Origin of the sequence: Actinophytocola sp. (genome assembly GCF_036378875.1) — a bacterium.
Classification (GTDB): Bacteria; Actinomycetota; Actinomycetes; order Mycobacteriales; family Pseudonocardiaceae; genus Actinophytocola.
In genome coordinates, this window is the sequence record NZ_DASUVO010000101.1 from 326,488 (window position 1) to 338,936 (window position 12,449).

Sequence of the window (12,449 nt, forward strand, 5' to 3'; positions counted from 1 at the left end):
CAGGAATGTCGGTGCCCTCCGGTAGCGTGGAACCCGGGGGCCGGAGGCCGCCGTTCCGTCAAACCAGCGGGTGCTGCGCCCAGTGTCCGGGTCAGTGCCCCTGCCGCGAAAGACGCGCTGAGGACGTTCAACGATTCGAGAGCGTCTTTCGGGACAACGCGGCCCGGCCCTATGTGAGCGTGCGGGGGCGGATGGCGTTCGCTCGGTCCACCAGTTCGTGGCGTTTTTCCTGTGTGCTCGCCAGCCTTGCCAGTGTTCGGTAGCCGCGTTCCAGTCCGAAGCGCAGGTCGCGTTCGATGAGGCGGCAGCCCAGGACGGTTCGGTTGGCCGAGTCGGGACTTCCTGCCGGGCGGCCGGCGCGGACCCAGGCGTACGCGGCCTCCAGCACCTCCACCGACAGGATCGTTCCGCGTTCCGCGTCCAGTGACAGGCGTTCGAGTTTGCGGGACGCGTCGTGCAGGTCCTGTTCGGACACTCGGGACGCCTCGTCCACGCGGGTCTTGATCCGGATGGCCGCCACCTGCGCCGCGATGTGGTGGCTGGACGTGTCCGGCACCGACTCAAGCACCTCGATGGCGCCGGCCCGCGCGCCCTGCGCCAGGTACACCCGTGCCAGGCCGAACGCCGCGCTCACCCAGTTGCGGTCGGTGCGCCACACGAGTTCGTAGTACCTGGCGGCCTGGAAGTAGTTGCCCGCGTACTCGGCACTGACGGCCAGCGCCAGCTTCGGCGAGACCTCGCCGGGCACCGCGTCGTACACGCGCTCGAACGCGGCCACCGCCTCCGCGGGCCTGCGGTTCGCGAGGGCGATGAGGCCCTGGTACCAGTCAGGGCGCCAGTCCGCCGGGTCGATGGCGAAGCGACGCGCGGCCTCCAACTCCCCTTGTGCGGCACGGAGTTCGCCCAGTTCCAGCCGGGCGCGGACCATGCGCAGCCGCACCTCGATCGAGTCCTGCGGCGCCGACTGCAGTGCGGCGACCATCTCGGCCGGCTCGGTCGCGGTGATGCTCGCCAGGGTGCTGGCCGCGTGGTCGTTGGTGTCGACCATCGGCAGCGGCAGGATCGACGCGACCTCGAGCGGGTCGGGCGAGGGCAGCGAACCCCGCTCGCCGATGACCATGCCGGAGCCGAACGTCCTGGTCTCCAGGGCGAAGACGTTCGACGTGCCGGGCTTCGGGCGGCCGGTGCCGAGCGCCATCACCTCGCGCAGCACACCGGTCAGCTGGTCGGCCATCTCCTCCGCGGAGGTGAACCGCTGCTGCGGATCCTGGTGCGTGGCGCGCTTGAGCACCCGGTGGTACGACCCGAACAGCGCGAACAGCGGCTCCTCGTCGGGGCCGGGCAGTGTGTACTTGTGGCGGGTCGTGTAGCCGGCGAACTCGATCGACAGGACGGCGAGCGTACGGCCGACCGTGTAGATGTCGCTCGGGATGGAGGCGCCCTCGGTCGCGAGCTCCGGCGCGGAGTAGCCGAGGGTGAAGAACAGCGGCGATTCCCAGTCGTCGGTCTTGCGGACCGCGCCGAGGTCGATGAGCTTGAGCTGCTCGCCGGCCTGGATCACGTTGTCCGGCTTCAGGTCGCAGTACAGCATGTCGATGCTGTGCAGGTACCCGATGGCCGGCAGGATCTCCAGCCCGTACGCGATGACCTGCCCGATCGGCAGCGGCTCTGCCTTGCCGACCTCGCGGTGGTGCTCGAGCGCGAGCTGCCGCAACGACTGCCCGCCCACGTACTCCATCACGATGTAGCCGACGAGGTTGCCGGTCTTCGGATCGGGATGCTGGACGAAGTTGTAGATGCGGACGACGTTCGGGTGCTCCGCCTCGGCGAGGAAGCGCCGCTCGGCCACCGCGGACGCCATCGAGGTCGGATCGCCGGTGTCGATCATGCCCTTGAGCACGACCCACCGGTCACTGACGTTGTGGTCCTTGGCGAGGTAGATCCAGCCGAGCCCGCCGTACGCGATGCTGCCGAGGACCTCGTACTGCCCGCCCACCAGGTCCCCTCGGAACAGGCGGGGGCGGAAGTTGAAGTAGGTGCCGCAGGTGGGGCAGTCCCCTTCGGTCTCCCCGGGCTTGCCGTCGCGTGTCCGGCCGACCTCGGCGCCGCAGTTGCTGCAGAACCGCTTGTTCTCGCTGACGACCGGGTCGGTGAGCACCGCGGACGCGGGGTCCTTGACGGGCACCACGGGCACGTCGACCAGCCCGGCGCCGAGCCGACCGCGCCCGGACGTGCGGGAACCCGTGCGCCGGCCGGTGCCGGGGAACGAGCTGGAACCGGTGGTGTGTGGCGTGTCGCCCTGGGTGGGTGGCGGCGAGTCCGGGTTCCTCGGCGGCGCCGCGGGCGGATCGACGCTGAGGGTGATGGGGGTCTCGTCGAGCACGCTCGTGGGCAGCGGCTCGTCCGGCGCCAACGCGGTGTCGGGCATGACCCCGGGCTGCCGTGGCGCGACGTTGGGCACAGGAACGCCCGGCGCCCACTGCATGCCCGGCGCGGGCCCCGACCCGGCAGCCGGCCGCGGCGGCGAGTAACCCGTCGCGGCTTCCCGGAGCGGCGACGACTGCTGCGTGAACCCTCGCGGCGGGGACTGAGGCTGACTCGGCCCGGGTTGCTGCGGCGTCCAACCCCGCGGCGGAGGTTGCTGCGCCTGGCCGGTGCCTTGTTGCTGAGGTGGCGCCCATCCCCTCGGCGGGGACGGCGGCGAGGTGGACTGGCTCGGCGCGGCGCCCGGCCTCGACCACTGCTGAGCGGGCTGGCCATGGTTCGTCCAGGCCTGCGCCCCGGGTTGGGCGGGACTGCCCGGCTGAGAACTGGTCACCTGCCCAGTACCGGACTGGCCCTGGGCGTGGCTCGGCTGAGACCCGGTCGCCTGCCCTGCGCCGGGTCGCGCCTGTCCCGGACTCGGCGGCCGCGCACCACCGGACTGGCCCTGGCCATGGCTGGGCTGGGAACCGGCCGACTGCCCCACGCCCGGCTGAGCATGGGCCTGGGCGGGCTGAGACCCAGGTGGCTGACCGGCACCGGGCTGCCCCTGGCCCCGATTCGGCTGCGAACCCGCCGCCTGACCCGCGAACTGCGCCTGCACTGGCTGCGCCGCACTGGACTGGCCCTGACCACGGCTTGGCTGGGAACCAGCCGGTTGACCCGCGAACTGCGCCGCCGGTGAGCCGGCTGGCTGCGCTTGCTGGAAGCCGCCAGCCTGTGGCTGGCCCGTGGGCGGGGCAAAGCCACCGGCAGGTGTCTGGGGGTGGCTGGCGGACGGCGGGAAACCGCCATCAGCTGTCTGCGGCTGACCGACAGGCGGCGCGAAACCGCCAGCAGGCGTCTGGGGTTGACCGGCGGACGGCTGCGGCTGACCTGCCCTGGGGAACGGGGACGGCATCGATGGTGTGGTCGCGTCCGGCGGCACCGCGGTTTTGTCAGCGTCTGGTTTGCGGTGGGCGCCGCCCCTGAAGGGGGTTTCCTCGTTCAGGACGTCGGGTGAGGCGAACCAGCCGGTGCCTTCCTCGTCCTCCATGGGGTTCGACAGTCCGGCGGCGCGGTCCTCTGCTTCCTTGCGGAGTCTGGTGGCCGCCTGTTCCGCGGTTTCGGCGACCGCGATCCCGCAGATCTGGCAGTTACCGTTGACAACTTCGCCCGGGCAGCCGGGGCGAGGACATGACTGCGCCATCACCAACCCCCTACTCCGGCAGGTAGACCGGCGCCGGGGGCGCTGGTGCCTGCTCGCCCGTGCGGCCCAGCCACTTGTCGTAGCTGTCACGCCACTTGCCGTCGGCGATGGACTGCGCCAGTACGCCGTTCACGAAGCGGACCATGTCGACGTTCGCCTTCGGGATGCCGATGCCGTACGGCTCCTGAGTGAACCGATCGCCCACCATCTTCACGTTCGGGTCCTGCGCGACCATGCCCGCCAGGATCGTGTCGTCGGTCGACACCGCCACCACCTGGCCCTGCTGCAGCATGATCAGGCAGTCCGACCAGTTGTCGACCTGCACCGGGATCGGCTTTGCCTGGTGCTCGGTGATGGTCTTGATCGACGTCGAGCCCTTGGCCGCGCACACCTTCTTGCCGCCGAGCTGGTCCAGGCTCGTCACGTTCGACTGGCGGTCGACGAGCAGGCGCTGGCCAGCGACGTAGTAGGTGTTCGAGAAGTTGATCTGCTGCCAGCGCGCGCAGTTGGCGGTGAACGTACGGACCACGACGTGGACCTCGCCCTTCTCCAGGGCGTCGATCCGGTTGTTCGACGTCACGACCTTGAACTGCACCTTGTTCGGGTCGCCGAAGATGGCCGCCGCGATCTCGTGCACGCGGTCGATGTCGAAACCCTCCAGCGAGCCCGTCGTCGGGTTGCGGAAACCGAACAGGAAGGTGTTCTGGTCAACGCCGGCGATCAGCTTGCCCGTGTCCTGGATGGCCCTCATCGTGCTGCCGTCCGGCATCTGGCCCGGCGTGGGCATCGACGCTGGCGGACGGAAGCTCGCCATCGGGTCGCAGGGTGGCGCGGGTGCGGTCGACGTGGCCGACTGCGACGGGTTCTCCTCGACGCCGACCGGCGACGGGCCAGGTACGGACGTGACGTTGGCGAGGTCGACGGGCCGCCCGCCACCCGCACACGCGGTCACGGCGAACAGCAGCACCACGAACACGAGGCTCGTCCGAACAGCCCTCACCGGTACTCCTGCAGTCGGTCCCTGATCCCCATTGTGACCCCAGCCGCGGCGAGCAGTGCCAGCACACCGACGCCCGGGGTCAGCCCGGTCATCGCGTTGCTCGCACCGCTCGTGTCGTCGGCGAACTGCTGTCGCGCCTCCCGGAGGGCCTTCAGCAGGTTGTCGTCGAGCTGGGTGAACATGTTCGCGGCGCTTGTCTTCGCGTCGGGGCTGATCGCGAGGGACACCGCGTCCCCATAGGCGCCGCCGTCGTCCAGCTCGCGGATCTTCTTGTGCGCGGCGAGCCAGTCGTCGACGTTCTTCTGTGCGGCGGCGAGCAGGTCCGTCGTCTCCTGGCCCGCGGCAAGGCCGCGGGCCCTGGTGATCAGGTTGTTCGACCCGTCCCCGGTGATCTGCTCGGAAAGGTTCTGGAACTCGTCCTCGTACTCGCCGCCGTCGCCACGCGCGACCAGCGTCAACGTCTCGTTGGCGCGCATCTTCAGCGCCACGATGCGTGCCTGGACGATCACCTCGACCTGACCGGTGCCGTGCTCCCGCCCGTTCGACACCCGCGACGACTCGAGCAGCAGCGCCACCGAGCCCCAGAGCAACGCGACGACCACCGCGCCGGTCGCGACCATCATGCCGACGTTGAGCAGTCGGTTCGTGCGCCGGGTCAGGTACATCTGGGCGACCACCAGCGCGCCGAGCAGGACCACGACCAGCCCCAACGCGACCCACGGCACCGAGGTGGCCGCGTCCTGCGCGGCCGTGAGCCGGGCCGAGTCGATCTCGTACAGCTCCTGCGCGGCCGGCAGCAGCTTCGCGCGCATCAGCCCGGACGCCTCCCGCAGGTACGCGGCACCCGCCGGGAAGCCCTGCCGGTTGTAGGCCCGCGCGGTCTCGACCAGTCCGGTGTAGACGGGGAGCTGCTGTGCTAGCTCGTTGACCTGGCGTTCGGCCTCCGGGTCGCCGCTGACGTCCGCGGACGCCTTCGCGAGGTTCGCGCCCGCCGTCGCGATGTCCATGTCGTAGCGGTCCCGCAGCGCGGGCGGGATGGTGCCGCCGGCGAGGAACGCGCTGGCCGCGGTCGCGTCGGCGTCGGACAGGGAGCGGTAGATCTGCTGGGAGGCGGCGGCGACCGGCTCGCGGTGGTCGATCAGGCTGTCGATCGTGCTCTGCTTCTCCTGCATGGCGATCGCGCCGACGACGCCGGTCAGCAGTGCGAGCACGACGAGACTCACGCCGATGAGGAACAGCCGGCCAGGTGTGCTGGCGGCCGACTTGCGGACACTGCGGGCCGCGGTCGCCGGCAGGCTGAGTACCCGCCGTGTCCCCGGTGTGGCCGGTCCCTCGGACACGGGAGTGGTCACCATCGGTGACCCAGGGCACCACTCATGATGTCCGTACCCCCCTCATGGCTACCTGGACGTGGTTCGGAACTTAGTGCAGCGACTACGTGGACTGCCACTGAAACGACGACGAATGGGTGACGTCTGTAGCCAAGGTGTGACGCCAGCGAGTGAACGGGCACAGAATGTGACTACGCGAACCGCTCGGCGACCGCGCGGATCCACTCTTCCGACCACGTGAGTTCACCCGAACGCAGGGCCGCGAGCACGCCCTCCACCCACCGTAGCTCTGCCTCACGGACCGCGATCGAGTACTCCTCGTCCAGCAGGAACAGGCGCGGCAGGTCGGGGACCGCGGTCACGGCCGCACGGTCGGCCGCCAACGAGTTGGCGAGGTCGGCCGCCCGCTTCTCCAGGTGGCCCGTCACGTCCTCGGGGGTCAGGATCATGACCGAGGCGAGCGCGGCGGGGAACTCGCCGAACTCGCGGGCCGGGCTCGCGAGCATGTCGGCGGTCCAGGTGCGCAGCGCGTCCCGGCCGGCGTCGGTGAGCTCGTAGACCGTGCGTTCCGGGCGGCGCTCGTCGCGCGCGGTCTCCCGGACGGCGATCAGCTCGGCGCGCAGCAGGCGGTCGATTGTCTGGTAGACGCTGTTGCGCTGCGCGACGTTCGCGATCCGGTCCTTGCCACGTTCCTTGATCATCTCGTGCATTCGGTACGGGTGCATCGGCTCCTCCGCCAGCAGGGAGAGCAGCACGAGTGCCAGCACGGACCGTCGATGGGAGCTCCTCGCCACGGACAAGACCCTAACCCCCGTTGCGCTCGCAGTCATATTATGTATAGTCATACTATGACTTCAGCATTGATCATCGGTGGCGGAGTGGCCGGTCCGGTCACCGCGATGGCACTCCAGAAGGCCGGCATCGACGCGACGATCTACGAGGCGTACGACCGGAGCGCGGACGGCGTCGGGGCGTTCCTGACGCTCGCGGTCAACGGCATCGCCGCGCTCGGCGAGCTCGACCTGCACACGGTGGTGCGCGAGAAGGGCTTCGCGACCACGAAGATGACCCTCGGCATGGGCGAGGGGAAGACGATGGCGGAGTTCGGTTTCGGTGCCGCCCTGCCAGACGGGACCAGCACCCAGACCATCACGCGTGCCGCGCTGTACGGCGCACTGCGGGACGAGGCGGTGCGCCGCGGCGTGCCGATCGAGTACGGCAAGAAGCTCGTCGCGGCCACCCCGACCAGGAACGGCGTGACCGCGACCTTCGCGGACGGCACCACCGCACACGCCGACCTGCTCATCGGCGCCGACGGCCTGCGCTCGACCGTCCGCACGATCATCGACCCGAACGCGCCGGCCCCGCGGTACGTGCCGCTGCGCAACGAGGGCGGCTACGCCAAGGGCCTTGGGCTGGACATCGAGCCAGGCGTGATGCACATGGTCTTCGGGCGCGAGTGCTTCTACGCGTATGTCATGCACCCGAACGGTGACGTGTGGTGGTTCGCCAACCCGCGTCAGCCACACGAGCTGTCCCGGCAGGAACTGGCCGAGACCCCGTGGCGGGAGAAACTGCTCGACCTGTTCGCGACCGGCGACCGTCTACCCAGGGACCTGATCAACGCGACGGACGAGCTGTTCGCGGGCTGGAACACCTACGACTTCCCGAAGGTGCCGACCTGGCACCGCGACAACATGATCATCATCGGCGACGCGGCCCACGCCACCTCCCCGGCGTCCGGCCAGGGCGCCTCCATGGCGATCGAGGACGCGGTCACGCTCGGCAAGTGCCTGCGCGACGCGGACAGCGTGCCGGCCGCTTTCGCCGCATACGAGTCACTGCGCCGCAAGCGCGTGGAACGTGTTGTGTCCCAAGGAAAGCGCAACGGGGACGGCAAGTCGCTCGGCCCGGTCATGCGGCGCGTGCTGCCCCTGTTCTTCAAGCTGTACAAGCCGGGCGAGGAGAGCATGAACTGGCTGTACGGCCACCGCGTCGACTGGGACACGCCCGCACTGGCTGCCTGATCCGTACAGTCGGTGTTGTCGGCTGTCGATCTCCTGGGGGCGGGTATGGCCAGACTGGCCGTGATCGGTGATGTTGGCGGGCACGCGGACCAGTTGCGATGGGCGCTCGAACGACTGGGTGCCCACAGTGGACGGTTGCCGGACGGGTTGACGGTGGTTCAGGTCGGGGACCTCGTCGACCGGGGGCCGGACAGTTCGGGTGTGCTCGACATCGTCGGGCGGATCATGGTTGAGCAGCCGCGGCAGTGGGTTCAGCTCACCGGGAACCACGAGGCGCAGTACCTGCCTGGTCGAAGCGTCTTCTGGCGGGAGCCGATCGGCGCGGCGGAGGTGGACCGGCTGCGCACGTGGTGGGCCGACGGCACCCTCCGCGTGGCGGCGGCCGTGCACACCGCCGACGGCGACGAGTTGCTGGTGACCCACGCCGGACTGACTCTCGCCGCGTGGCGACAACTGGGTGAGCCCATGTCGGCGACGCTTGCCGCCGACCTGCTCAACCAGCGGCCCGAGCTGATCTGGGAGGTCGGCGAGCACGCGCGTGACGACCGGGCCGGTCCACTGTGGGCGGAGTCGGGCGCGGCGCTGCACGAGCCGTGGATGGCTTACCACGGCATCGTGCCCTTCGGGCAGATCCACGGGCACTCGGCGCTCGTGGGCTACACCGACCAGCAGTGGCGCTGCGCCGGCCGGATCCGCCAACGCGCCGCCGTCGACTGGCACGCCCGCCACGTGCGGGTCCGCGTCGGGGGACGCCTGTTCATCGGCGTCGACCCGAAGCACGGACGCACGGGCGCGGCGGCATGGCAGCCCCTGGTCCTAGACGGCTGTGTCTTCTAGCTCGGGCAAGTCCGCCTCTCGCCTCCGGCGAGAGGCCTCGGGTCGGCTTGCTTAGGCGGCTGCGGGCCGGGGTGCGTGGTTGCTTGCCGTAGGTGGTCACCTGACGATGCCCGCGGCCAGGGGCTCGTTCCTCACCCCTGCCCTTGGCATCGTGCGGCGGCCGCCCTCGCCAAAGACTGGCGACCCCAGCCCACTCCCGAAGCCCACTTCCGAGCGCGCTAGCCGAAGCACACTCCCGAAACGCGCTCTAGGTTGCTGGTGTTGGCTGCCTAGGCCACCGAGGGCTGTGCCGATCCTCGCAGCCGTGCTAATCGAGCGACGGCCTGCTCCTGCAAGAGGTCGATCTTCTCGCGGCGGCGGTCCAGCTCACGGGTGAGTTCGAGGGTCTCTTCCTCGCTGAGACTCTCGATGAACGAGGCGACCATTTCGACCATGTGTTCGACACTACACCGCGCCGCGGAGATCGCCAAGCCGGAGATCAAGCGGGAGGTCAGGACACCGCGACGTAGGCTGGGGCCGTGACCACGTTCGTGAAGATCTGCGGCCTGCGCACGGCGGGCGACGTCGACGCCGCGGTGACGGCCGGCGCGGACGCGATCGGGTTCCTTTTCGCGCGGAGCCCTCGGCAGATCGACCCGCGGACCGCGCGTGAGCTGGGCGAAGCCGCCGGGTCCGTGCTCACGGTCGGGGTGTTCAAGGACATGCCGGCGGCTCAGGTCCGGGCGATCGCCGCTGAGTCCGGGGTGCGTGCCGTGCAGCTTCACGGCGACTACTCCAAGGACGCGTTCACCGAGGTCGCCGATCCCGCCTGGCAGCTGATCCGCGCGGTCCCGCACTCCGCGCCCGACCTGCGGGTCGGTGCGTACGGCGAGGACCTGTTGCTGGTGGACGCACCCAGGGGCGGCTCCGGCGAGGCCTGGGACTACGAGTCCGTGGCGGGCCTGTCCGGTCAGTGGATCCTCGCCGGCGGGTTGACCCCGGCGACCGTCGCCACCGCCCGGGAGATCTCGGGCGCGTGGGGCGTCGACGTGTCCAGTGGCGTGGAGTCCAGCCGTGGCGTCAAGGACGCGGCGCTCATCACCCAGTTCGTGGCGGCCGCCAAAGCCTGACGGTCATCGGGCGCTGACCTGCGGTGACAGCAAATCGATAAGTCACCCGATCGTGGTGGTGGCAGGCCCTAACCGAACCTGCCTCGAGCCGACATCTAGATCTAGATAGTCGCGCTCAAGGAGGAGCCACCATGACTGTTTTCCTCAGAAGTATCGCGTCCGGAATCGTCGCCCTCGGGGCGATCGGCCTGTTCGTCATCATCGGCGGGATCGCCATACTGGAAACGTTGTCGAATTCGGCGCCCGCGAATTCCGGTGGCGTTTCCACGGACCTGTGGAACGGCCTCATCGTCTTTGTCGGTGGGGTCGTGGCGGCCGGCTTCGGGCTTCGGCTACCAGCGCCGAACGACCCGCCGGGCGGCAGGAACCCGCTGAGCGGATTAGGTGTGCTGGCTTTCACCGACCACGCGCCACTGCGGATGCGGACCGCGATCGGCGGCGTTTACGCCCTCGTCTACCTGCTCTTCGGCATTTTCGCGGTCGCGATCTGGTGGTTCAAAGGGAACGCGACACCGGAGATGGTGCGCGAGCTGGCCATGGCGTTTCTCGGCATCGCGTTCCCCATTGTCACGATGTATTTCAAGAGCTAGGCCCAGCCCGGGCGGACCAGGCCGGACTCGTAGGCCAGGACCACCACCTGCGCACGGTCCCGCGCGTTGAGTTTGATCATCGCGCGGGAGACGTGTGTCTTGGCCGTCGCCGGGCTCACCACCAGGCGGGCGGCGATCTCGTCGTTCGTCAGGCCCTCGCCGACCAGGGCGACCACCTCGCGCTCGCGTTCGGTCAGCACGTCCAGCGCGGCGGGGGCCCGCACCTTCTTCGCCTTCGTCGCGAACTCCGCGATCAGGCGGCGGGTCACGCCGGGGGACAGCAGCGCGTCACCTCGGGCCAGGACGCGCACGGCGTGGAGCAGTTCGGCCGGTTCGGTGTCCTTCACCAGGAAGCCGCTGGCGCCGACGCGGATGGCCTCGAAGACGTACTCGTCCTCCTCGAAGGTCGTCAGGATCAGAATGTGCACAGTGGACAGCGCGGGGTCGGCCGAGATCGTGCGGGTGGCGGCCAGGCCGTCGGTGCCCGGCATGCGGATGTCCATCAGCATCACGTCCGGCGTGTGCTCGCGGGCGACCCGCACGGCCTCGTCGCCGTCCGCCGCCTCGGCGACCACCTCCACGTCGTCCTGCGCGTTCAGCAGTGCGCGGAAACCGGCTCGCACCAACGCCTGGTCGTCGGCCAGTGCCACTCGGATCGTCATTCTTCGCCCCCAGTCGGAAAAGTAGCCAGCACTCGGAACCCGCCACCCGGCCGCGCGCCTGCCTCGAACGTCCCCGACAGCGCCTCGGCCCGCTGCCGCATGCCCGTCAGGCCACTGCCGGTGCCCACCGCCGACCCGCCCGGCTCGCCGCGGCCGTCGTCGTCGACCTGGACGCGTAGCTCGTCCGGCTGGTAGCTGAGTGTGACAGTCGCCGACGTGGGGCCCGCGTGCCGGTAGGTGTTCGTGAGCGACTCCTGCACGATCCGCAGCGCCGCCGCGTCCACGCCCTTCGGCACCGGCCGCCTGTCGCCCTCGACCGTCAGCGTGACCGGCAGGCCGGCCGTGCGCATCCGCTCCAGCAGCGCGTCCAGCTGGTCCAGGCTCGCCACCGGGTGCCGGGGCGCGGCCCGGTCGACGTCGCGCAGCACGCCGAGGATGTTGCGCAGCTCGACCAGTACTTCCTTCGACGACTGCTTGATCGCTGTCAGTGCCTCGCGAACCTGCTCCGGCTGCGAGTCGATCAGGTGCAGCGCCACCCCGGACTGGACGTTGATCAGCGAGACGTGGTGGGCGAGCACGTCGTGCACCTCGCGGGCGATGCGCAGCCGTTCCTCGCTCGCCTGCCGCTTGTCCTGTTCGGCCTTCGCCGCGGCGGCCTGTTCGGCCCGGTCCCTGCGGGCCCTCGCGAGCTCACCGAGGCCCATGACCAGCGAGATCCACGCGAAGATCGCGCCGGCACCGGCCCATGAGGATGGTGCGTCGTCGCGGAAGGTGACCATGGCGGTGTACATCACGGCGGCCGCCGTGTAGCCGGCGGTCCACGCGTACAGGCGCCGGCCGTTCGCCGTGGCGTTGAACAGCGCGACCACGAGGCTGAGGAACACCGGGCCGTACGGGTTCTTCAACGCGAAGTACGTCGTGAGCAACGCGTACACCACGACCAGCACCGTGATCGGGTAGCGGCGACGCCATGAGAGCGCGACCGCCGACAGCAGCGCCAGCACGATCGTCAGCGCGTTCACCCGGTGGAGAAGCTCCTGGCCTGCCGCCGCACCGAAGGTGAAGGCGACCTGCACGACCGCGATGGGCACGACGATCACGAGCGGGTGCAGTGCCCCGAACGAGAACGCGCGGTAGGAGTTCACGTGGTGGAAGCGTACGCGTACTCCGTCGGGCGCAGATCGACTTCGCGAGCGTATCCGCACGTCGTACCGCAGGTGCCG

Annotated in this window: 12 protein-coding genes; 5 read left to right on the plus strand and 7 right to left on the minus strand. The window is 69.9% G+C overall.

Going from position 1 to position 12,449, the window contains the following annotated elements:
• Positions 1–169: 169 nt before the first annotated feature.
• Positions 170–2,428 carry a serine/threonine-protein kinase gene (locus VF106_RS30730; RefSeq protein ID WP_330843363.1) on the minus strand — a complete coding sequence of 753 codons (2,259 nt, stop codon included), beginning with the start codon at positions 2,426–2,428 and terminating at the stop codon, positions 170–172.
• A gap of 507 nt (positions 2,429–2,935) precedes the next feature.
• Here VF106_RS30730 and VF106_RS30735 point away from each other — a divergent pair.
• A complete protein-coding gene (locus tag VF106_RS30735) occupies positions 2,936–3,166 on the plus strand; it encodes a hypothetical protein (RefSeq protein ID WP_330843364.1) in 231 nt (76 codons plus the stop codon).
• Between the two features lie 514 nt (positions 3,167–3,680).
• On the opposite strand, the gene VF106_RS30740 is transcribed toward VF106_RS30735, so the two are convergent.
• The 3 genes from VF106_RS30740 to VF106_RS30750 all read right to left on the minus strand — a co-directional run bounded on the left by VF106_RS30740 (position 3,681) and on the right by VF106_RS30750 (position 6,795).
• Positions 3,681–4,670 carry a glutamate ABC transporter substrate-binding protein gene (locus VF106_RS30740; RefSeq protein ID WP_330843365.1) on the minus strand — a complete coding sequence of 330 codons (990 nt, stop codon included), beginning with the start codon at positions 4,668–4,670 and terminating at the stop codon, positions 3,681–3,683.
• Entirely contained in the window at positions 4,667–6,025 is a 1,359-nt protein-coding gene (locus VF106_RS30745) for a GlnX family signal transduction membrane protein (protein ID WP_414639101.1), read from the minus strand. Before VF106_RS30745 ends, VF106_RS30740 begins: the two co-directional genes overlap by 4 nt.
• Before the next feature lie 167 nt (positions 6,026–6,192).
• Positions 6,193–6,795: a PadR family transcriptional regulator gene (locus tag VF106_RS30750; RefSeq protein WP_330843367.1), complete on the minus strand. Its 603-nt coding sequence runs from the start codon at positions 6,793–6,795 to the stop codon at positions 6,193–6,195.
• 54 nt (positions 6,796–6,849) lie between these two features.
• Here VF106_RS30750 and VF106_RS30755 point away from each other — a divergent pair, with 54 nt between their 5' ends.
• Both VF106_RS30755 and VF106_RS30760 read left to right on the plus strand, forming a co-directional pair.
• Entirely contained in the window at positions 6,850–8,028 is a 1,179-nt protein-coding gene (locus tag VF106_RS30755; protein ID WP_330843368.1) for an FAD-dependent oxidoreductase, read from the plus strand.
• Between the two features lie 45 nt (positions 8,029–8,073).
• A complete protein-coding gene (locus tag VF106_RS30760) occupies positions 8,074–8,865 on the plus strand; it encodes a metallophosphoesterase (protein ID WP_330843369.1) in 792 nt (263 codons plus the stop codon).
• Between the two features lie 269 nt (positions 8,866–9,134).
• Here the strand turns inward: VF106_RS30760 and VF106_RS30765 are convergent, their stop codons facing one another.
• Positions 9,135–9,299 (minus strand): hypothetical protein, encoded by a 165-nt coding sequence (locus VF106_RS30765; protein WP_330843370.1) that lies wholly within the window; start codon positions 9,297–9,299, stop codon positions 9,135–9,137.
• 84 nt (positions 9,300–9,383) lie between these two features.
• Here VF106_RS30765 and VF106_RS30770 point away from each other — a divergent pair, with 84 nt between their 5' ends.
• The gene (locus VF106_RS30770) at positions 9,384–9,974 is read left to right on the plus strand and encodes a phosphoribosylanthranilate isomerase (RefSeq protein WP_330843371.1); all 591 of its coding nucleotides are present in this window, start codon (positions 9,384–9,386) and stop codon (positions 9,972–9,974) included.
• A 131-nt stretch (positions 9,975–10,105) separates the two neighbouring features.
• Positions 10,106–10,564 carry a hypothetical protein gene (locus VF106_RS30775; protein ID WP_330843372.1) on the plus strand — a complete coding sequence of 153 codons (459 nt, stop codon included), beginning with the start codon at positions 10,106–10,108 and terminating at the stop codon, positions 10,562–10,564.
• Here the strand turns inward: VF106_RS30775 and VF106_RS30780 are convergent.
• Positions 10,561–11,226 carry a response regulator transcription factor gene (locus VF106_RS30780; protein WP_330843373.1) on the minus strand — a complete coding sequence of 222 codons (666 nt, stop codon included), beginning with the start codon at positions 11,224–11,226 and terminating at the stop codon, positions 10,561–10,563. The two genes, VF106_RS30775 and VF106_RS30780, sit on opposite strands and share 4 nt — an antisense overlap.
• Entirely contained in the window at positions 11,223–12,371 is a 1,149-nt protein-coding gene (locus tag VF106_RS30785) for a sensor histidine kinase (protein ID WP_330843374.1), read from the minus strand. Before VF106_RS30785 ends, VF106_RS30780 begins: the two co-directional genes overlap by 4 nt.
• Positions 12,372–12,449: the final 78 nt, after the last annotated feature.

Coding starts and splice junctions, on each gene's coding strand:
- VF106_RS30730 (WP_330843363.1), bottom strand. CDS start 2,428: ATGCCCGACACCGCGTTGGCGCCGGACGAGCCGCTGCCCACGAGCGTG.
- VF106_RS30735 (WP_330843364.1), top strand. CDS start 2,936: ATGGCTGGGCTGGGAACCGGCCGACTGCCCCACGCCCGGCTGAGCATG.
- VF106_RS30745 (WP_414639101.1), bottom strand. CDS start 6,025: ATGGTGACCACTCCCGTGTCCGAGGGACCGGCCACACCGGGGACACGG.
- VF106_RS30755 (WP_330843368.1), top strand. CDS start 6,850: ATGACTTCAGCATTGATCATCGGTGGCGGAGTGGCCGGTCCGGTCACC.
- VF106_RS30760 (WP_330843369.1), top strand. CDS start 8,074: ATGGCCAGACTGGCCGTGATCGGTGATGTTGGCGGGCACGCGGACCAG.
- VF106_RS30765 (WP_330843370.1), bottom strand. CDS start 9,299: ATGGTCGAAATGGTCGCCTCGTTCATCGAGAGTCTCAGCGAGGAAGAG.
- VF106_RS30775 (WP_330843372.1), top strand. CDS start 10,106: ATGACTGTTTTCCTCAGAAGTATCGCGTCCGGAATCGTCGCCCTCGGG.
- VF106_RS30780 (WP_330843373.1), bottom strand. CDS start 11,226: ATGACGATCCGAGTGGCACTGGCCGACGACCAGGCGTTGGTGCGAGCC.